This window comes from Mucilaginibacter terrenus (genome assembly GCF_003432065.1).
In the GTDB taxonomy this organism is placed as follows: Bacteria; Bacteroidota; Bacteroidia; order Sphingobacteriales; family Sphingobacteriaceae; genus Mucilaginibacter; species Mucilaginibacter terrenus.
In genome coordinates, this window is the sequence record NZ_QWDE01000001.1 from 128381 (window position 1) to 150043 (window position 21663).

Below are 21663 nucleotides of genomic sequence, written 5' to 3' on the forward strand. Positions count from 1 at the left end.
ACAACATTATTAAAAACTAAAATGAAAAGAATTTTAATAACAGTTATTGCATTATGCATATTCAGTCTTTCTTGCAAGAAAGGTTTCTTAGACCAGGTGCCTGATGACCGCCTTACACTCGACGAAACATTTAGGAACAGGAACACGGCCGAAAAGTTTTTAGCAAACGTTTACTCCGCAATACCTGATGAGGCATCGCAACGCTTTCCCGGTGGTGACAATAGTATAGGTGAGTGGACAGGCGGATCAGACGAGGCTGAATACGATTGGGGTTTTGTCGCTACCCAAAACATTAATAACGGTAACTATGATGCATCCAGTGGCTTTATAGGCGGTTTTTGGACCACGTACTACCGCGGAATCCGTTCTGCAGGTATATTTATGGACAATGTTGACAAAGTTGCTGATCTGCCCGCCTCTTTGAAAGTTCAGTACAAAGCGGAGGCTAGGGCATTGCGAGCTATTTACTATTTCTGGTTGATGCGCATTTATGGACCTGTAGTAATCACTGGCGACAAGACCATCGCTCCTGATGCATCGTTTGCTGATGTGCAGCTGCCACGGAGTTCGTTTGACGAATGTGTTGAGTACGTGACATCAGAGTTGGATGCTGCAATGGTCAATTTACCTTTAAAAGCATCAAACGATAATAACTATGGACGTATTAACAAAGCTTTTGCTATGGCTGTAAAGTCCCAGGTTTTGTTATATGCAGCCAGTCCCTTATTCAACGGTAACTCCGACTATAGTTCTATGATTAATGCTGACGGGAAAAAGCTAATTAATGATCAGTACGACGCTACTAAGTGGAAGAAAGCAGCTGATGCAGCAAAGGCGTTTATTGATCAGTTCGTTCCATCTCAATTTGATCTCTACCGGGTAAACGATGCTAGCGGCAACTTTAGTCCGTATCTATCTTGTCGAGACGTAATGCTGGTGGATTGGAACAAAGAAATTATATACGCTAGGATTAGTGCGGGTGTTACCAACAGGGCTTATGAACTGGCGCCTTATCACTCTGGTTACGCCGATGAGGTTAGGGGAAGCGGTGGCTTAGGAGCAACCCAAACCATGGTTGATGCTTACTTTATGGCAAACGGGCGTTCTATAGACGATAGTAAATCCGGCTATGTAAAAACAGGTTTTTCTGATTTCCAGGCACCTTATGATGACAAAGCCCGCAGTACCTACAATCAATGGACAAACAGGGAACCTCGTTTCTATGTAGGGATAACTTACAACGGCAGCAGGTGGCTGAATACCAATAGTGGCGAAGTGATTACTCAAACATACAATACAGGTAATTCAGGTAAGCAAACTGGTGGGAATGACTATTCGCCAACCGGCTATATTGTTCGTAAGAATATTGTAACCGGTGACTGGAGGCAAGGCGGAAGATCATGGGTGATGCTAAGGCTTGCAGAGATATACCTTAACTATGCCGAAGCACTTAACGAAAGTGACCCAGGCAATGCGGATGTTTTAAAGTACGTTAATCTGATAAGGAACAGGGCTGGCGTGCCGGAATATGGTACAGGAGACCTGCCTGTTCCTGCAGGACAGACTGCCATGAGGGAAGCGATCAGGAAAGAACGCAGGGTTGAACTTGCATTTGAGAACAGCCGCTTTTTTGATGTACGCCGCTGGAAAATTGCAGAAACCACAGATAACGGGCCGTTTAAAGCATTAAATATAAGCGCTAACGTTCCAGAGTTTTATAACCTGGTAACCTTTGAAAATCGCGTATTTACTAAAAGACATTACCTGTATCCCATTCCCCAAAAGGATGTGGACAGTGATAAGCAGTTAGTTCAAAATACCGGCTGGTAAATAATTTATTACTAAAGGGGCATTGTAGAATGCCCCTTAAAAAAATTTTCTAATTGCCTGCCGCTATTTAAAGCAGGTTAACTTATCCCTATGATTTCAAGGATCAAATTAATGACTGGCGCAATTGCTTTAGCTGCGCTGATGGGAACCTCATGCAGAGAAACGCACTTCGCAAATTCAAGTAAAGCAAAAAAAGCCGCTAATGCAAAGGTGGGTGCACCACCTCTTAAGTGGAAAGAGCACTGGTTTGAGCATGATTTAACAGTTACCCGTACATTTTATGATAACAACGCTGCTGTTTACTATGATGATAACATGTCGCGAGATGTAATCTGGCCAAACAAGGTTATTTCTAATGCGTGGGCTTACGTGAAAAGTACGTATGGCAACTTTGGCGATTCTACACGGCTGTACGTCATCTTTCACAAAGTAGTAAACGGCAAACTTGGCGGCGGGCACCCGGCATCGTATTTTGACGGAAGTCATGACTATCGGAATGTTATCGATTGTGGCCTTGATGACTGGACTAATCCGTCAGGGCAGCAAATTGGTATGCCAATACATGAGATCGGCCACATTGTATGCGGCGCAAGCCATGGGGTAAAAGGTTCTCCATCTGACGCATTATGGGGAGACAGCAAGTTTATGGAAATATTCATCTATGATGTTTACTTGCACATAGGATACGAATCAGAAGCCGCAAAAGTGTTCAGGGAAATGCAAAATAAATACGACACGTTCCCGCGAGCAAACACTCAGTGGTTTAAAAACTGGTTTTACCCGATTTACAATCAACACGGTAAGGCCGCTGTACTGAACAAATACTTTGAATTGCTTGCTAAATACTATCCAAAGAAGAACGGGAACGAATTTGACCACGATCTTAATTGGGGTGAGTTTGTACATTTTTGGAGCGGTGCTGCCGGTGTGAATTTAAAAGAACAAGCCACTGCAGCCTTTGGATGGAACAACAAAACCGAAGCCCAGTTTGTGGCAGCACAAAAGGCTTTTCCACAAATCTTATATTAAAAAGCTTATTAAGGCCCTATAAACATCTATGAAAAAGTTAATAAAAAAGTTTGCTCGACTTGTTTGCCTGGTACTAGCGCTTCCGGCGGTAAGCAGTGGGCAGAATGTAAACTTCACCCTCTCGGGAAGTATTGGTGATCTCAGCAAACCCTCTATGGTTTATTTGGATTACATGGACAATGGTAAAAGCCATGAGGATTCTACAGAGCTTGTTAATGGCAAGTTTAAGTTTACCGGACGTATTCAGGACATTGCTACTGCACGTATGTCCGTTGCTCATGGCGGAGGTGGCAAACAGTTCGCGATTTATCGCGGTGGTGATGTTATATACTTCTACTTCGGTCCGGAAAACATCATGATGACCTCCAAAGATTCGCTTATTAACGCTGCTGTAAACGGGTCTAAAGTTTATGAAGAATTTACCGCCTATAACAAATCTATCGGTGGATCAATGATGGCCCTTACCAAAGCCGTTAACCAGGATTTTGCAAGCGGTACACCAGAGCAGCAAAAGGATGAGAGTTATATCAAAGCAGTAGATGCGCGGTTTCGCAGGGCCATAGCGGCAAGATCTGATAAACAGCTGCAATTTGCTAAAGAACACCCAAACTCTTATTTCGGGCTGGTAGCACTTTCTGAAGCTGCCGGAACTAAAGTTGACTTGCCGAAGATAGAACCAATTTACAAGGCGCTAAATCCAAATCTTAAGCAAACAGATGTGGGTGTAGAATTGGCTCAACGTATTAAAGCTGCGGGCACAATAGTAATTGGTAATCAGGCTCCATTGTTTACCCAGGCTGATCTAAATGGTAGACCATTGTCTCTAGCATCCTTAAAAGGAAAGGTGGTGTTAATTGATTTTTGGGCAAGTTGGTGCAGCCCATGCCGTGCAGAAAATCCGAATTTGTCTAAACAGTACCAGCTTTACAAAGACAAAGGGTTTGAAATACTTTCGGTTTCGTTAGACAGCGATAAAAAGAGCTGGCAAACTGCGATAGATCATGACGGTATGCCATGGAAACACGTGTCAGATTTAAAAGGCTGGAACAATAATGTAGGCCGGCTATATGGAATAAGAGCGGTGCCTGCTTGCTTTCTTGTTGATGCAAACGGTAAGATTATCGCTACCGATGTAAGAGGCGAATCACTAAATGCAAAGCTTAAAGAGCTGTTTACAAAATAATAATCAAATATTAAGATGACTAAGTATAAAGCCATAGGCTTGTTTTTTCTTGTTGTACTTTTCACAAAGGTTAAATCGCAAACTTTGGAGAATGCATCGCCGCGGCCGCTTGCTCAACTACAGCAAGAATTCGTTGATCTACGTTTTGGAATGTTCATCCACTTCAATATTCCAACTTACATGAACCAGGACTGGGCAGACCCGGAAGCTCCGGCTTCTCTGTTTAACCCTACAAAGCTCAACTGCGATCAATGGGCAAAGGCAGCAAAATCAGCCAATATGAGCTATGGCTGCATTACTACTAAGCACCATAGTGGTTTTTGCATATGGGATACCAAGACAACCAACTATAACGTGATGAACAGCCCATTAAAAAGAGATGTTGTTAAGGAGTATGTTGATGCGTTCAGAGCAAATGGGTTGAAGGTGTTTTTGTACTATTCTATATTAGATACACATCATCAATTACGCCCAAACGCTATCACACCTAAGCACATAGCAATGGTGAAAGCACAAATAACCGAACTTATGACAAAGTATGGAAAAATTGATGCATTGATCATAGATGGGTGGGATGCGCCATGGTCTAGAATATCTTACGATGATGTGCCGTTTCAGGATATATACACATTAGTTAAATCTAAACAGCCGAATTGTCTTGTGATGGACCTCAATGGTGCAAAGTACCCGGCAGAAGGCATGTATTACACTGATATTAAAACTTATGAGATGGGAGCAGGGCAACGGGTTGCTACCGACAAAAACACAATGCCAGCATTGGCTTGCCTGCCACTTCAATATAACTGGTTTTGGGAAACTAATCACCCAACTGATCCGGTTAAAGCTCCGTCTAAAATTGTAAATGATATACTAATACCGTTAAACAAGGTGAATTGTAACTTCATCTTGAACGTGGCGCCAAACCGTGATGGGTTGTTTGATGACAATGCACTTGACGCCTTAAAGGAAATAGGCAGATTGTGGAAGAACGAAGGTCCCGTAGGCAAGCTGCCGGCGCTTGATGCGCCGATCATCTCCCACAATCTTGCAAAAAAGGTATTTGCCAACTCTAGCTGGAGCGATGACTCTTCGATAATGGACTTTGCTAATGACGATGATTTCAGCACTTCATGGGTATCTAACCCAACTGTGACAAAGCCTTGGTACGAGGTTGCGTTAAAGCCTGAACAGCCGTTTAACACTATTGTAATTGCCGAACAGAAGCCGAACATTACTGATTATACGCTGGAGTATTTAAGTAATGGCGTCTGGAAGAAACTATTAACAGGGCAGAACAAAAGCAGGATAAAGGTGCATCGTTTTAATACTGTAAAGGGCAGCAAAGTCCGGATAAGGATTGATAAAGCCGATCACCAGGTTTCAATAGCAGAGTTTGAAGTTTACAACGAAAAAAGATAGCAGTGCCGCATTAATTATATCCTAAACCTTATCACAATTAATAACGAGTTCTTTATAGTTAATTACTGAAGCCGGCAAGTCCGGCTTCTTTTATAATACTTAAATGAATAGATACAAAGCTTTACTATTGATTATTATCCAGTTGGTATTTATTATCTCACATTCAGGTGCGCAGCCAGGTATGTCGATCAAAAACGATTTAACTGGAAAACTACAAAGGAATTTGTTAGCTGTCGTTGCTAAAGTGGCTTCTTCATCTGTACTTATGTGGTCCATTGATGAGCAAACAGGAGCAAGGCAGAGCTCTCAATTCAGCGGAGTAGTCGTGTCCAGTGACGGAATAATATTAAGTGCAGCCCATGTGGTGAAACCGGGGGAAAGCTACAAGGTTATGTTTCCGGATGGTCGCGAATGTATAGCAAAGGGCTTGGGCACTATTTCCATACCGCCGGAGCGAATGCTTCCGGATGCGGCTATGTTAAAGATTATCGATAAAGGCCCCTGGCCCTTTGCAGAAATGGGCTGGTCATCATCCATGAGTGTGGGATCACCCTGTGTCAGTATAGCTTACCCCGAGAGTCTGGAGCAACGGCAACCAACCGTTCGTTTTGGACAGATTGCCGTTTTAAAAAACAAGTATGGTTTTATTCAATCTACCTGCAAAATGGAACCAGGCGATTCCGGTGGTCCACTATTTGATCTGATGGGACGGGTAATAGGAATACACAGCGGTATTGAAGTATCAGAACAGATCAATCATGAGGTACCGATTGATATTTATCGCAAATACTACTCTGCGCTAACAAAGGCTGTTGATTACCAAAAGCTGCCAGACGCTAACGAGTCGGAAAAAGACATCTTGTTTAAAACCGTCGAACTGTCGCCGCTGAAAGGTGATGTACTAAAGAAATTCACAAATATTGGGCATGATCAAAGGAAAAGCTGCGTTCAAATCAAAAGCTTGATTGAAGGACAGGAACAGTTGATCTTGGGCACCATAGTGATGAGTAAAATTTCAACAGGAAAAAGGCTTTCTACTGGCTTATTGATAAGCAAAAGTTCAATGGTGGGGGAGAACCCTGTAATTATTTTGAATCATAAGATTGTTAGGGCAACAGTGTTAAGAAGAGATCGGCTCAATGACCTGGTGCTGTTATCAACAGATGAAAAATTGCCCGGCGGAGTAAAGCTCAACGAACTTGAGCGTTCCGCTACTCACATCAATAGCGCTGGTAGCTTGTTAATATCGCCCATGCCAGACTCAACCCCTGTAGTTGCGGTGTTGGGAAGTGCCATAGTAGATCTGCCTCCAAAATCAAGCTATGGCTATATAGGTGCCTTTACCGGATTAGATAGCAATGGTCTTAAGTTTACCTTTATACAACCTAATAGTGCGGCAGCACTTGCGGGTTTAAATATTGGAGACGGTGTAGAATCGATTGGTGGTCATCCGGTTAATGATGAGCTTGACTTTGTTAAGTCATTTGGTAAATACATGGCTGGTGATACGGTTCTGATCACCATTAAAAGAAACGATAAGAAGATGGAAAAAATGATGGTGCTACAGTACCCACCGCAGAAGATTTTAAATCATCCGGCAGAACATTTTAGCGGGGGCAAAACCTTGCGAAGAGATGGCTTTAAAAAAGTATTTACACAAGACGCAATTTTGACTCCGTCTCAATGCGGCGGCCCCGTATATGACATCGAAGGTAACTTTGTAGGTATTAACATAGCCCGGTTTAGCCGGGCTAACGTGGTGATCATTCCAACAGTAGCAATTGAAAATTGGTATTACAAAATATTTTTTTAGCAAGCTTGTAACTCTTTATATAAAAGAGTAGGATGAATGATATTGGTCACCTTTAAGTGAATTAATGCGGCTGGAAACAAAAAAAGTCTTAAATGATGCATTTAAGGCGTTTTTGTTGTTTAAGAATATAGTCTGCGAAGAGGGAGGGTTCAGAACCTATCTCTGTATTTTATTGATTTTCAGTTTGTTATGCTTTTGTATAAAATTGACTCACGGCATGACTCACCAGTTTTTATCTTCTCTTTTTAGAGCCGTAAAGCTTTATTAAAGATAATAATTATTTAACAAAAAAATGGGGTACTTAAACGTGAAACGTACCTAAGAACTTTTGTATATAGGCCCTTTATATACTCTTCTGATAAATTAAGTCAATCGACGCCGAGTAAAGCTTAATCTTTCATCACCGATCTTCTCAAGTTGATCTTTTAATAAAAGGTAATGTGATTTGTTTAATCTCAATTTTCCGATTGCTAAAGCATGTAAAAATTCGATAGTCGCTTCTCCTTGATATTCATTGATATGCTTAATAAATGTACCAATGAGTGAAAGTATTTCAAACGAATGACTTTGACTAATCGAGTAATTTAATTCTTCATTTTTAGCTGCCCTTAAAATTGATGCTTGAATAATTCCGTCATTAAATCTGCTAAATACAAATGGGTCAAGCAAATTCTTAACAAAAGTGGTTTGACACAATCCATCTTTGCTATTATTTCTCATGTTGTTAAGAACACAAGCAATCGTAAAATAAACATCTGATTGACATATGTTTCCATAATATGAATTGTCTTTAAAGAATGCAGAATTTTTCCTTATCTCCAATTCACTATTTGAAAGGCTGGGATAAAATATCTTATCTGATCCACCTTTATAATTAATGTTAGAAAATGATTTAATAGTTTCAATTCGACTTTCAATAAATTCTGAAGGTTCGTCGAGACCAGCCTGTGTGCGTTTTAAAAATTGTAATTCAACTTTCCAAGGTGTCTCAAGATTAGCATTGTCGCAGCTAATAGTTTCTATTTCGACAAATGAACTGTTTTCTGGACCGTAAAGCCCATATTTAATATTTGTTTTAAGTTCTTTGTTCTTAAAGATATCGCTTACCCTATTGATACCTACGAAATAAACTAATCTAATCTCTTCATAATTTCTAAAAAATCTACTTAAATAAAGCAGATTTTTTCCGTTTGTTATACAAGATCCTATTATTAAGATAGCTCCAGACTCTTTTTTGTCGATTGAGGTTTCATTTAAATCTGCTTGGTTTATGACCGATATGGCACCTTTCAATTCTAAAGATAAATTGTTATAAATATAACCCGCTAATTTTTCAGAACCTTTATCATTTAAGTGAATAATATACTTGGTAGATGCGGGCACGAATTGCTTTATGTACGCATCAATTTTATTTTTGTGTGTCTCAAATAAGCCAATGTTATCGATTATAGATGATCAGTATGGGTTAAAATAAACTTGTTACCTTTGATTTTAGAAAGAGAATTCATTTTAAATAAAAATCTATTCTGTCTTTCACGTAATTGGGCCTTAATATTATTTCCTTTATTGTCAACGAACAGGGATTTATTCCAAAGCAGAGAAATAATTGGATAAGCATATTCCTGATCATAAAAATCATCTAATTCATCTGTTTGCGCATCGACCGTCAGTTTTTTTATTTCACTTAGGCTATTAAGTGTAATTATAAACCTGAGTAAGTCTGCTAGCAACCCAAAAGTGTACCGATTGATTTCGCTCGGTAAAACCAAGTTCACATCAATACATCGTTGATCAATTATGAATGCTTTATATAAACTGCTTACCTTCGCAGGTGTTACACTCTTGGGAATCCTAATCTCAGTCATTTCGTTTCTTTCTCTAAAGTAAGAGGAATCTTTTAATAATATAAATTACCTTAGTGTAGGTGTCGTCAACATTTCAAGTTAGACCTCTTCAAATACGGCTGCACACAGATTTCAAACTCAGGTTTCTTAAATAATCACTTCTGATATCACGCCCTGCGATTTTGAACTTAATCATTGATAAATGTAGGGCAATCAGAATCTACTATTGCCACTGAGCCAGAATTTTCGAAGGAATAAAAAGGGATAATACCTGATACTTAGATCGCTACTAATGCTCGCTGACTCTCTCTTATAGGAGCTACCGTAGAAGATAAGTGATTGGAAAGGCTGGTTACAGAATAATCTCATAACCCCTGATCAGAACAAGTGTTTATTAGCTGTTACGCCATGGCTTAGAAGCTTTTTTAGTTTTGGCTGGCTTTGTAGCAATATTTAAGTTTTTGATTTCCGCAAGATATAGCGTATAACCATAACCTTCAAGAATCCTTTTATAGTTCTTTAGGGTTACTTGGCTAAAAAATGGAATGTTCATTCCCTTTTTTGCTTTTGTGATAACGCCGTATATGACCTTATAGTTATGAATTTCCGGACGTTTCTTTGAGAAAAAGGTGTCGTATGGTGAGCCCATTGACAAATACTTTTTTGCATTTTCCCGAAAGGCGGCATCTGAGGCAAATAATTCTCCTGAGACGAATCCCTGCGCGAAAAGGTGACTCAGCGTTGAAGATCCTCCGTATTTTTTATATGAAAAAATTCCTGCTGCGGTGTTAGGATATCGCAAACCTCTATTTTGCTTGAACCGCCGCCATACGGTACATTCTTTGCGTCTAGCAAAATACCCTTTAAAGAAGTAGCTAGTGCATGATTGTAATCGGCCTCGTCCTTATGCTTGAAGTCAGGTAATGCATTCGGGAAAGGCTTAATTTCGCCTACAGCTTTCTTGACTTCTTTAACAAAAGCACGTTCGAGCTTATACCATTTTCCTTTATCAAGAAATAAAGATCACTCCCATGGGTCAATTCGCCATTCAAACATTTGTATATGCTCCATTGCAGCACGCTGTTATCCTTGATTCTCGCCAACAACTCACAATATCATGTTTCAAATCATCGTAGGAAACAGGGTGGCCATTTTTGGTTGTGATGTAATCGTCGAGGTCAATCTCCTCCCAAAAATCTTCTGTTTTACGATTGGAATATTTGAAACCATTAAAGTCACTCCAATCGATAATCTCAGGCACCCGCCATCCAAAGCGAAACGTCGATCACTTTATTGATACCGTCGACCAATGTGTTGTTGAGCTCGTCAATCAGTTTGGCATCCCTTATCTGGAGAATTCGCTGATATTGACCACCTGATTCCGCAGTAAACTGACCACCCCGAACGAGCCGCAAATGCTGTAGGAGCAGCCATATTTTTGGAGGTTTTAACACCTACCAATTATGGCCAATACTACGATAAGCATGAGCAAGATTAGACAGATCTTAAGAATGTACAGTCAGGGCCGCAGTAAGCTATCGATAGCGGCACAGAACGGCGTATCACGTAATACGGCCAAGAAGTACCTTGCCGCCTACGATGCCAGCGGCTTTACATTCGAGGAGATCAATACCCTTAATGACAAAGAACTGGAGGACTTCTTTGGCAAAAGCAATGAACGTTCTCCCGATAAACGCACGCCTGCCTTGCAGCGCTGTTTCCCGCAGATAGATAAAGAGTTAAAGCGGGTTGGCATGAACTGCCGCATCCTGTGGGAAGCTTATATCAAAGAGTTCCCTGACGGCCTCAAGTAAACCCAATTCTGCTTTTATTACAACCAGTGGAAAGCCCGCGTGAACCCCACGATGCACCTGGATCATAAAGCCGGTGATAAGCTGTATGTGGACTTTGCCGGTGAAAAGCTAAGCATAACGGACAAGGATACCGGTGAGGTCATCGAGGTCGAGATATTCGTTGCTATCCTTGGTGCCAGCCAGCTGACTTACGTAGAAGCTGTGCTGAGCCAGCAGAAAGAAGACTTTATAGCAGCCTGCGAGAATGCCCTGCACTTTTATGGCAGCGTACCTGCTGCCATTGTTCCCGAAAACCTGAAAGCAGCTGTTACTAAAAGCAACCGCTATGAGCCAACGCTGAACGAGACCTTTGCTGACTTTGCCGACCATTACGGAACGACCATCTTACCAGCCCGGGCATACCGCCCTCGCGACAAGGCACTGGTAGAAGGTGCCGTAATGGTCGTTTACAGCCGTATCTACGCACCTATTCGCAAAGAGGTCTATCATACCCTTGCCGAGCTGAACACAGCGTTCAAAGTCGCTTTAGAAGCACATAACAGCCAGCCGCTCAAAGGCCGTAATTACAGCCGGAGGCTACAGTTCGAGGAAGTGGAAAGGTAGGCGCTTGCACCATTACCCGCATTGCGCTATGAGTTCAAACGGCAGCACCAGGCTACCGTAATGAAGAATGGGCATGTCTGCCTGGGTATCGACAAACACTACTACAGCGTACCGTACCGCTTTATCGGCAGGAAGGTCAAACTACTTTATTCCCGCACCAACGTCGAGGTCTATTATCACTATGGGCGTATCGCTATGCACAGGCGTATCAAAAGCCCTTACAGCTATACTACGGATAAAGATCACCTGGCCTCCACCCACCGCTTTATGACCGAATGGACACCGGACAAGTTCCTGGAATGGGCAGCATCCATTGATGAGGATGTGAGGCTTTATATCCTGAAGATACTGGACCGGAAGCAACATCCCGAGCAAGCCTACCGCTCCTGTATCGGTATCCTCAGCCTGGCGCGCAAGGCAGGTAACGAAAGGCTGGCCAGCGCCTGCCGGCGTGCGCTCGGCTACGGCGTTTACAACTACAAGACCATACAGAAGATACTGGAGAACAAGATGGACAGCTACGAGGACAGCTTATTTGCTGACGAGTTGCCTATGCCCAGCCATGATAATATACGGGGAGAGAACTATTATAAATAACCATTAATGAACAGATCAATATGAACACAAACACCTCAGACAAACTTCGCAAGCTGAAGTTCTTTGGCATGTACCATGCCTTTAAAAGCTGCCTGGAAACGGGACAAACCGCTGAATACACTACTGATGAACTGCTGGCCCACCTGGTAGAGGCCGAATGGGATGACCGGCAGAACAGGCGCATAGAGCGTACCATTATGTACGCCAGGTTCCGCTATAAGGCCTCGATAGAGAACATCCATTATCATGCAGATCGCAGTATCGACCGCAACCAGGTGATGCGCCTTGCCGACTGTCACTTTATCGACCGTAATGAGAACCTGCTGATCACGGGCAGCACCGGTATCGGTAAAAGCTATATTGCTTCTGCTATCGGACACCAGGCCTGCATATTAGGGTACCGGGTATTCTATGCCAGCACGCCTAAGCTCTTTGCTAAACTAAAAATGGCTAAGGCTGATGGATCGTACATGAAGGAAGTAGCCAGGCTGGAACGCCAGCAACTGTTGATCATGGATGACTTCGGTATCCAGCCTTTTGATGCGCAGAGCAGGGCTGCCCTGATGGAGATCATCGAGGACAGACACGGTAAGACCTCACTGATCATTACCTCTCAGTTGCCGGTCAGTAAATGGTATGAGGTTATTGGTGAAAAGACGATCGCTGATGCTATCCTCGACCGTATCGTGCATGATGCGCACCGAATGGAACTAAAGGGCGAATCCATGAGAAGACGACGACCTTTCGAACCTGAAAAAAGCTATCTGGAAAATCATCTTTAAATAACTACTTTTGACAACGCTTCTACAGCGTTTGCTGCGCTCGTTCGCCAGCACTTAGGTGGTCAATTTGCCACGGAATCACCTGGTCAACTTCTCCGTATTATACAAATCAATTTATTATTATATGCCGGCAACCAAGCGTAATTCACAAGTCCTTTTCTTTGCGCATCATACTGAGAAAGACAGCGGTTATGCCCAGGTAGCTGGCAATATGTTTTTGGGATATACGCTGTTCGAGTCCCGGGTAATGCCTGCGGAACTCGCGGTAGCGCTGCTCGGCAGTTTTGGACAGGTTGGACGTTACCCGTCTCTGAAACATATCAAAGCCGTTTTGCGTGAGAATGCGAAAAAAGCGCTCGAACCTCGGCACCTCAGTAAATAAGCGTTCAAGTGCAGGCAAGCTAAAGTAACAAACCTCTGTATCTTCCAATGCCTGGATGGAGTTGGTAGCCCGTTTAGCTTTAAAAAAACTGACAATATCACACGCCCACCAGTTCTCCGGGTAAAAGCAAAGATTGTGTTCCTGACCGTCCTTATCAGTGTTGTACATGCGCAGGCAACCTTTATTGACAAAATAAATATGCCGTTCGATCTCGCCCGGGCGCAGCAGTATACCGCGTTTGGTAACTGTCTTGCGTTGCAACAAAGCAAGCACTTGCTCCTGTTCGTCAGGGGCAAGTGCTATATGCAAAGCAAAGTTAGACAATATAAGTTCGGACATCTAAGCAAGTATAACTTTTAAAAATCGATTTTGCGCGTCATGAACAACTTCAGTTCCGCTGTTCCGGCCTCCCGAAGCGGGTTGGCTATTTCATGATAGATTTCGCTTTGCGCAATGGTTTTAAAAGCTTCGGCACTCGGATATTCTACTACTACAATCTCGTCCCATTGCTCGTGCTCATCGGCAACGATATTAACCACAACCTCGCTTACCAGTTTAACGGTTACACCTGCAATGCCCAGCTGCTGCACCACCTGGTTAAATGCCGGTATGTATTGTTCAAAGTAGGTTTTTTTGTCTCTGAACCTGATCATGTTCAGCATTAACACGGGCCCTTGGCCCGGTTCAATATTCGGTAATGTGATTTTCATAGTCGTTTGTTTAAAAAAAGCCTACAATACGGGTGATGCGGTTCTCGCTGTTAAATTCAAAATAATCCATGCCCTCAACCGGGTATCCTTCGGGGCGGATGGCCAGCCAGCGAAAACGGCCGCTTTGGTGATGCACCTGTGGTTCTGCCAATACCTTGAATGTTCTTGGACCCATTTGTCCTAATGAGCTGACGATCAGATCAGTGATGGCATCAGGTCCAGTAATGGTATCGGTTAAGCGGTCGGTGTAAGTACCATCCGGTGCCCAGCATTTGCTTATCTTTTCCAGGATGACTTCGCGTTCGTTCTCATTCCATGCACTCGTGTAAGTGAGAATGGTCTCTTCAATATTTTGGTTGTTTCCCATAAAGCAAAGGTCTGGAGCAAATGCCGGAAAAAAGTTCAGGTAGTTGAAGAGTTTAGAGTGTCAAAAACCTATAACTATAAACTATGATGTTGCAATAGTTCGAGGTAATTAGGGCCTTCAAAGCGTCGGAACAATGAAAAATATGTGCATAAAGCAAATATTTGCTTTATCAGTAAACTTTTAAAATTCGACACCAGCCTGAAGCATCTCTATTATTATTTCATCGAAATGGTATAATATCGCTCACGAAGCCTTAAAACATTCGGCTGGATGGGGGCTACTAAACTTTCGCCAACGGTCGCCAACTTAGCTTGAGTAGCGACTGCCTTGCTAATCATCTTTGGACAGCTTTCATCTGTGAGGATGAAAACTACCTGAAATGCAACCATCAAATAATTTGCTCCTAGACATTGAACCAAATAATACAAATCAGAGTAGACGGGTTAGTATTTTTGGTTTCAATTGTTGTTCGTTGATATGAAGCGTCTGATTTAACATTGCCCTAACATTCCCTTTTTAGCTTTGCCAAAAAAAAGGACTTTGACAACTTACCTTCAATTTACAGACGAAGAACTAATAAACCTGCTCAGGAATGATGACCATTATGCGCTTAAAGCCCTTTTCAACCGCTACTACAAAAGCCTGTGTCATTTCTGTTCGATTTACATCAACGACCTATCGGCAGCTGAAGAAATAGTTGCTGACCTGTTCATGAAAATATGGGACAACCGGTTAGATACAACTATTCTAAACATTAAAAGCTATTTATTTACCTCCGCCAAGAACCTGTCACTTAACTACAATCAAAAAAAGAAGGCCCCAATATCATCCTTAGAAGATATCCAACTTGACCAGAATTTGATAAAAGACGGTAACACTCCGTTGACCATACTATCAGGCAGAGAATCTTACCGGAGTGTATTAGAAGTCATAGAAAAGCTCCCGCCCAGTCAGCGGCAGGTACTATTAATGAGCCGTATAGATGGTATTGATAAGCGCGAGATTGCTAACGTACTCGGCATAACAGTACGCACTGTGGAGACTACCCTGTACCAAGCCATTGGCAACCTTCGAAATCTCCTGAAAGATCAGCGTAAGTTTTCTTCGCGTTCTTAACAATTCTTTAATGTAAGGTTAATCAACTTAGCTACGTATAGTAACCGCTTAAATCTGTCTTTACAATCAGAGACAGATAATGGAAGAAACATACCATCTACTTATAACGGCTTATTACGAAAAAACCATCAGTGATGATGAGTTAACTCTTTTAAAGGAGTGGATAGACGCGAGCGAAGAAAACCTGGTCCAGTTTAGCGAAACCATAGGCATATTGGAAGCATCTCAAGCGTACTTTGCTAAGCCGTTAAACAATAATCAAGTGTGGGCGAAAGTTGAAGCTCATATTTCAGCTCAACCTGGCATCAAATCAAAAACCTTAAATACAAAATGGTATGCGGCTGCCGCTGCTTGCATCTTGCTTTGCGCGTTGGCCTGGAGCGCACGAGGCGTCTTACAACAGTTTAATAAGTCGGAATATGTAACTATAACCAATGTGGACGGTAAGCACTCCAAAGTACTTCTTCCTGACCGCTCGACTGTCATTCTTAGCGGTGGCACCATATTGAAATACAACAAAAACTTTGGTGCGGATGGCCGTAATATCATGTTAGACGGCGAAGCTTTCTTTGATGTGGTTCATCAATCCGGTAAGCCCTTTGTAGTATTTACCGGCGATATAAGCACGGTTGTACTCGGTACATCTTTCAATGTAAAGGCATACAGTTCTCAAAAGGAAGTTGCCGTTACTGTAAGTTCAGGTAAAGTGGGAGTACTATCTGGTTCAAATCAGAATAATCATTTAGTACGGTACCTAGTAAGAAACGAGCAGTTGAACATCAACACTCAAACAGGCTTATACACCTTTAACAACGCTGATGCTGGCGCTGTAAGTGCCTGGGTGAACAATAATCTCTCTTTTTACAACACAAATTTTAGCGACATCGCGGCATCTCTGGAGCATCACTACGGAGTAAAGATATTTTTAACCGATGCCGAACTCGGCGATATTAAACTAACAGCTAAGCTTAAGAACTTAACAATAAATAGGGCAATGGACGATCTGTGCTCTCTTGCCGGGCTCGGCTACACAATAAAGGGCAATCAGGTTTTTGTTTCTCACGGTGATCAAAAAGGAGGGCGATTAATGAGATAGCATTACTAATCAGTTACTGAATAAGCCCGGGTTGCTGGTAACAACCCGAGCTTAAAAGTTCAATTTAAACTCACGTCAAACAAGTATAAATTAAGTAAATATATGAAAAAGTTATGGTTGCTAAACATGCTGATCTTCTTACAGATGCCTTTAGGCATCTTACGCGCGGATGCGCAAACACTCAATAACCGCAAGGTTACGTTCGGCGCTCAGGGGGTGTCACTTAAAACTGCTTTTCAGCAGTTGGAAAAAACAGGTAACATCTCTATCAGCTACAATAATAATATGCTGGACGATACCCGTACGATAACATTACCACGTGCAGAACGTACTGTACAGGAAACCTTAAACTTGCTTTTAAGAGGTACAGGCTGCACGTTCAGGCAATCAGGTGAAGGTAACATTCTTATAATTGCCAAAACTCAGGACAAAGGCCGTATAGAAGGCCGCGTAACCGATGATAAAGGCGAGCCACTCCCGGGAGCATCCGTAAGGATAAATTCTGCGGGGGTATCTACAGCAACCAGGGTTGATGGTTCCTTTTCACTGATAGTATCTAATGGTACTTACACAGTAGAGGTGAGCTTTTTGTCTTTCCAAACTCAAAAGATAGACAATGTACAGGTAAACTCAAATGGCGTCACTCCGCTTAACATAATGCTTAAGCCTGGCGCAAACGGTTTACAGGAAGTTGTTGTAACTGCGCTTGGTATTAAACGCGAAGAGAAGTCTTTAGGTTATTCGGCAACCAGTGTAAAAGGTGAGCAGCTAACAAATGCTATCTCCAATAACTGGACTGATGCGTTATCGGGCAAGGTTGCGGGTTTAAACCTTGTTCGCTCTAACAGCGGTCCTGCCGGATCTAACAAAATTATATTACGTGGTGAAAATAACTTAACCGGCGATAACGAAGCATTGATAGTTGTAGATGGTGTAGTTATTAACCAGGGAAGCGGCCGCCGTACGTCAAACTCAGGCGAATCAGCATACGGTACAAGCAGTGATAATATGCCTGCCGATTACGGTAGCAACCTGAACGACATCAATCCTGAGGATATAGAAACCGTAACAGTACTTAAAGGCCCCGGTGCGGCAGCGCTCTATGGGCAGCGAGGCGCAAACGGTGCGATCATCATAACCACCAAGTCGGGCAGTAAACATAGTGGCTTAGGTGTAACCTTTAACTCTAACACTGCCTTTGAATCCGTTAACCGCTGGCCTGACCTGCAATATGAGTATGGCCAGGGCACCGCCGGTTCCCGGTACTATTCTTTTGGTGCAGGGCCTGATGGCGCAAGCACAAGCGCAACAAGTTCTGCTTACGGGCCAAAGTTCGATGGTCAGCAATTTTATCAACTGGACCCGCTCACCCAAAAGCAATCAACAGTAAGAACCCCGTGGGTTCCTTACAAAAATCAAAGCAGGGAGTTCTTCGAAACCGGTCAAACTTTTACTAATTCAATAAGTGTTGATGGCGGTTCTGATAAAACAAGCGCCCGCTTTTCGGCAACTAACGTTACCAACAAGTGGATCACACCAAATACAGGTTATACACGTAACAGCCTGGCATTGTCCGTAAACTCGAAGATCAACGATAAGTTGACCATAAGTTCTAAGGTTAATTACAATAACAGAAACAGCGATAACCTTCCGGGTGCTGGTTATGGTAATCAATCGTTAATGTATTGGTATATTTTTTGGCAGCCAAGTGCCGATCTTAATTGGTTAAAGGATTACTGGAAGATAGGACAAAAGGACAAAGCTATATTTTACCCGTTTAGTTCTTTTCCTGAAAACCCCTACGCCATATCAAACGAGTTCATCAACAAGTCTAACCGCAACTCTGTAACAGGCAATATACAGGCAGAGTACGCCATAACCAAGAGCTTAAGCCTGCAGGTGCGTGCAACGCTGGACATGGGTTATGAGCAAAGGGCACAGGAAAGGCCTTATGACGCAGGTACCAAATATCCAAAGGGATCTTATCGTACACAAAACATCTACTCGCAGGAAGCGGGTGGCGACTTCTTGCTAAAGTATAATAAGAAGATAAACCGCGATATAAATATAACAGCTACCGGCGGCGGCAGCATGCTGCGCAACAATTACAACCGCGATGAGGTTCGTGCCGACTCGTTGGTGTATCCGGGCGTATATTCAATATCTAACAATGCCGGACCGTTAGTCACAGCGCCTTTTAAATCGAGGTACGCGATAAATAGTTTTTACGGGCTACTCTCTACTAGTTTTAGAGATTACCTGTATATGGACTTGACCGCCCGCCAAGACTGGGTAAGTACGCTGGCTACGGCAAACCGTACCGATAAAGTAGGTTTCTTCTATCCGTCGGCAAGTTTAAGCTTTCTTGCTTCAGAAGCATTCAGGTTACCAAAGGCTATCGATTATGCTAAATTCCGCGCATCCATCGCCGGTGTAGGTAGTGGTACCACTACGCCATACCAAACAACTTTTAACTATGTTACTGCGGGCAGCACTTATGCGGGCGGATTGCAAAATCCAAGAACATTGGCTAATCCCGACCTACAACCGCTGCGCACCACAACATTAGAACTTGGTACCGAAATGCGCTTTTTTGGTAACCGCTTAGGGTTTGACTTTGCTGTGTATACCGGAAATACTAAAAACCAAATACTTAACCGCACGGTAGATCAGTCATCTGGCTTCGCTCAGGCGGTTATAAACGTGGGCCGTGTGAATAATAAAGGTATAGAGGTGGCGCTAAACGGGACACCTATACGCAAACCGGGAGGTTTTGATTGGGCAATTACCGGAACCTTTTCTGCCAATAAAAACACCATTCAGGAACTCGCGGATAGTGCCGTAGTGTTGCGCACCGGGCCGGTTGGCAACGGGCAAATTGTGGCTAAGGTTGGTGGCAGCATGGGCGACATGTATGGCCGCGGATATTTACGCTCGCCCGATGGCCAGATCGTTTACGACGCCTCTACAGGCTTTGCAAGGTTGTCTGATCAATTGGTTTACCTCGGTAATACTATGCCTAAGTGGAAGGCGAGCATGGGTCACGATTTTAAGTATAAACAGTTTGGTTTGCACGTGTTGTTCGACGGGCAGTTTGGCGGCGTAGCATACTCGCTGTCAAATTACAAACTTGCCGAACAGGGTAAAACCACCCTCACTTTGCCGGGCAGATATAATGGTATCATAGGAAAAGGGGTTATTCAAAACCCTGATGGTAGTTACCGTCCTAATGATGTTATCGCATCAGACATAGATGGGTACTACCGCTCTCACTACGGGATAGATAATGCTGAAGGCAACACGTTTTCAACCAACTTTATCAAGTTCCGTGAAGCGAGATTCGACTACACCCTTAATCCCCGGTTGACAAAAAAGCTTGGCTTAAGACGTGCTACTGTCGGCGTTTATGGCCGCGACCTTTACATCTGGTCCAAATGGCCAATTTTTGATCCGGAATTTGGTACGCTGTCGGGCAGCGATATTGTACAAGGCTTCGAGATCGCTCAGTTCCCATCTACCCGAACATTCGGTTTTAACCTGGTTGTTGGTATTTAATAATGATCAAATGAAAAAGACATTCACAATAATAGCAATGGCATTGTTATGCATCGTAGCAATATCATCATGTAAAAAGGACTTTGTTGACATTAACACCGATCCTAACGGAACTCCTAACGCATTACCGCAGCAACTGCTTGCGCCGGCGTTGGTGAATACCGTTTCTATCAATATGCTGCGCAGCCGAAATTTTAACAATGAGCTGATGCAGGTTACAGTAGATCCGGGCGACGCAGAGGGTAAGGTTTTCAGGTATGATATCAGGCGCTCATTTGCAGATAATACCTGGAACGGCTGGTACACGCAGCTTACCAACTTTAAGGATATGTATACAGTAGCAAGCCAGGAGCTTACCTACAATAAAACGTATATGGGCATATCCCTCATTTGTCAGTCGTGGTTGTACTCGCTGCTCACGGATACTTATGGTGATGTACCTTACTTTGATTCAAATAAAGGTAAGGATGGTAATTTCACCCCGAAATTTGATAAGCAAAAAGACATTTACCTGGATATCTTCAAGAAGCTGGAATCGGCAGATACCTTATTGAGCGCTGCTGCTAATGTTAGCGGCGGAAGCGACCCGGTATTTAATGGTAATGCGCTTAAGTGGCGTAAGTTTGGTAACAGCCTTTACCTGCGTTTGCTCATGAGGCTTTCAGGTAAAGCTGATGTTTCTGCTGCTTGTATTGCCAAAATTAAAGAGATTGTAGACACCAATCCTACAGCTTACCCAATTATGACGAGCAATGATGATGCAGCAATACTACGCTGGACAGGAGTGGGGGCGCTTACATCTCCATTTATAGGTGGTGTGCGCGAGCAAGACTGGCGTGCACTGGCCATTTCATCTTTCTTTATTGATAACCTTAACCGCTGGGCAGATCCACGGCTAACAACCAATCGTTGGGGGATAGCCGCTTATCAAGGTAGTTATGCAGGAATACCGAGCGGGTACGCACCGGGGGAAGGGCAGGCAACAAAGTCGTACTTTTTATCAACCACATCCACTACTACTGGTACACTCATGAATGATCCTCTAATTGGCAACATCATGAACTATTCGGAGTTGCAGTTCATCCTTGCAGAAGCAGCAGCAAAAGGTTGGGTCAGCGGAGATGCCAAAACCTACTATAACAATGGCGTTCTAACTGGAATAACTCTTTGGGTTCCGTTGTTTAATACCTCCATTGACACCTATTTAGCAGGCGGGGACATTGCTTGGGATAACTCAGCTTCGTTGGATGAAAAGATGGAGACTATTCATCTCCAAAAGTACTACTCTATGTTCTATACAGATTTTGAGCAGTGGTTTGAATATCGCCGCACCGGGCATCCCATTTTACCTAAAGGGAATGGGTTGCGTAATAACGGTGTGATGCCCGCCCGCCTGCCATACCCCGTGTACGTACAATCGGCCAACCCGGATAACTACAAGACCGCTGTTGCCGCACAAGGGCCGGATGAGATAAGCACCCAGGTTTGGTGGCAGAAACCATAATGTTCAGTTAAAACTCAGA

Annotated in this window: 18 protein-coding genes and 2 pseudogenes; 13 read left to right on the top strand and 7 right to left on the bottom strand. The window is 43.1% G+C overall.

The genetic code is table 11. The features are described from left to right. The first annotated feature begins 21 nt into the window (after window positions 1-21). The 5 genes from DYU05_RS00535 (at window position 22) to DYU05_RS00555 (ending at window position 7274) form a co-directional block, all read left to right on the top strand. Entirely contained in the window at window positions 22-1830 is a 1809-nt protein-coding gene (locus DYU05_RS00535) for a RagB/SusD family nutrient uptake outer membrane protein (protein ID WP_117381047.1), read from the top strand. 90 nt (window positions 1831-1920) lie between these two features. Next, entirely contained in the window at window positions 1921-2859 is a 939-nt protein-coding gene (locus tag DYU05_RS00540; protein ID WP_235853919.1) for a hypothetical protein, read from the top strand. Window positions 2860-2887: 28 nt separating this feature from the next. Then, window positions 2888-4042, top strand: a complete 1155-nt coding sequence (locus DYU05_RS00545; RefSeq protein WP_117381048.1) for a TlpA disulfide reductase family protein — start codon at window positions 2888-2890, stop codon at window positions 4040-4042. A 15-nt stretch (window positions 4043-4057) separates the two neighbouring features. Next, window positions 4058-5461, top strand: a complete 1404-nt coding sequence (locus DYU05_RS00550; RefSeq protein ID WP_117381049.1) for an alpha-L-fucosidase — start codon at window positions 4058-4060, stop codon at window positions 5459-5461. Between the two features lie 103 nt (window positions 5462-5564). Beyond that, window positions 5565-7274: a trypsin-like peptidase domain-containing protein gene (locus DYU05_RS00555; RefSeq protein WP_117381050.1), complete on the top strand. Its 1710-nt coding sequence runs from the start codon at window positions 5565-5567 to the stop codon at window positions 7272-7274. Window positions 7275-7637: 363 nt separating this feature from the next. On the opposite strand, the gene DYU05_RS00560 is transcribed toward DYU05_RS00555, so the two are convergent. The 4 genes and pseudogenes from DYU05_RS00560 to DYU05_RS20965 form a co-directional block, all read right to left on the bottom strand. Next, entirely contained in the window at window positions 7638-8657 is a 1020-nt protein-coding gene (locus DYU05_RS00560; RefSeq protein ID WP_133300139.1) for a hypothetical protein, read from the bottom strand. Window positions 8658-8719: 62 nt separating this feature from the next. Beyond that, a complete protein-coding gene (locus DYU05_RS00565; RefSeq protein WP_117381052.1) occupies window positions 8720-9139 on the bottom strand; it encodes a hypothetical protein in 420 nt (139 codons plus the stop codon). Between the two features lie 373 nt (window positions 9140-9512). Then, window positions 9513-10075, bottom strand: a pseudogene (locus DYU05_RS00570) (TIGR04141 family sporadically distributed protein); the annotation flags it as partial. A 296-nt stretch (window positions 10076-10371) separates the two neighbouring features. Next, the gene (locus DYU05_RS20965) at window positions 10372-10533 is read right to left on the bottom strand and encodes a hypothetical protein (protein ID WP_165851965.1); all 162 of its coding nucleotides are present in this window, start codon (window positions 10531-10533) and stop codon (window positions 10372-10374) included. Between the two features lie 69 nt (window positions 10534-10602). Here DYU05_RS20965 and DYU05_RS21255 point away from each other — a divergent pair, with 69 nt between their 5' ends. From DYU05_RS21255 to istB, 4 genes and pseudogenes are all read left to right on the top strand, one after another. Beyond that, window positions 10603-10932: a helix-turn-helix domain-containing protein gene (locus tag DYU05_RS21255; RefSeq protein WP_235853920.1), complete on the top strand. Its 330-nt coding sequence runs from the start codon at window positions 10603-10605 to the stop codon at window positions 10930-10932. A 12-nt stretch (window positions 10933-10944) separates the two neighbouring features. Beyond that, window positions 10945-11535: pseudogene (gene istA / locus DYU05_RS21260) on the top strand (IS21 family transposase); the annotation flags it as partial. A gap of 21 nt (window positions 11536-11556) precedes the next feature. Beyond that, window positions 11557-12132 carry a Mu transposase domain-containing protein gene (locus DYU05_RS21265; RefSeq protein ID WP_235853922.1) on the top strand — a complete coding sequence of 192 codons (576 nt, stop codon included), beginning with the start codon at window positions 11557-11559 and terminating at the stop codon, window positions 12130-12132. Window positions 12133-12152: 20 nt separating this feature from the next. Next, window positions 12153-12914 (top strand): IS21-like element helper ATPase IstB, encoded by a 762-nt coding sequence (gene istB / locus DYU05_RS00590; protein WP_117381056.1) that lies wholly within the window; start codon window positions 12153-12155, stop codon window positions 12912-12914. Between the two features lie 145 nt (window positions 12915-13059). Here istB and DYU05_RS00595 read toward each other — a convergent pair whose 3' ends face one another. The 3 genes from DYU05_RS00595 to DYU05_RS00605 are packed head-to-tail and all read right to left on the bottom strand — an operon-like array spanning window position 13060 to window position 14373. Continuing rightward, window positions 13060-13635 (bottom strand): Crp/Fnr family transcriptional regulator, encoded by a 576-nt coding sequence (locus DYU05_RS00595; RefSeq protein ID WP_117381057.1) that lies wholly within the window; start codon window positions 13633-13635, stop codon window positions 13060-13062. Window positions 13636-13652: 17 nt separating this feature from the next. Beyond that, complete coding sequence (locus DYU05_RS00600; RefSeq protein ID WP_117381058.1) at window positions 13653-14006, bottom strand: DUF1330 domain-containing protein; 354 nt, start codon at window positions 14004-14006, stop codon at window positions 13653-13655. A 10-nt stretch (window positions 14007-14016) separates the two neighbouring features. After that, the gene (locus DYU05_RS00605) at window positions 14017-14373 is read right to left on the bottom strand and encodes a nuclear transport factor 2 family protein (protein WP_117381059.1); all 357 of its coding nucleotides are present in this window, start codon (window positions 14371-14373) and stop codon (window positions 14017-14019) included. Window positions 14374-14913: 540 nt separating this feature from the next. On the opposite strand from DYU05_RS00605, the gene DYU05_RS00610 reads away from it, so the two are divergent. The 4 genes from DYU05_RS00610 to DYU05_RS00625 all read left to right on the top strand — a co-directional run bounded on the left by DYU05_RS00610 (window position 14914) and on the right by DYU05_RS00625 (window position 21644). Beyond that, entirely contained in the window at window positions 14914-15489 is a 576-nt protein-coding gene (locus tag DYU05_RS00610; protein WP_165851966.1) for an RNA polymerase sigma factor, read from the top strand. Window positions 15490-15568: 79 nt separating this feature from the next. After that, entirely contained in the window at window positions 15569-16585 is a 1017-nt protein-coding gene (locus DYU05_RS00615) for a FecR family protein (RefSeq protein WP_117381061.1), read from the top strand. Window positions 16586-16687: 102 nt separating this feature from the next. Further along, entirely contained in the window at window positions 16688-20140 is a 3453-nt protein-coding gene (locus DYU05_RS00620; protein WP_117381062.1) for a SusC/RagA family TonB-linked outer membrane protein, read from the top strand. A gap of 10 nt (window positions 20141-20150) precedes the next feature. Next, window positions 20151-21644 carry a SusD/RagB family nutrient-binding outer membrane lipoprotein gene (locus DYU05_RS00625; RefSeq protein WP_117382896.1) on the top strand — a complete coding sequence of 498 codons (1494 nt, stop codon included), beginning with the start codon at window positions 20151-20153 and terminating at the stop codon, window positions 21642-21644. Window positions 21645-21663: the final 19 nt, after the last annotated feature.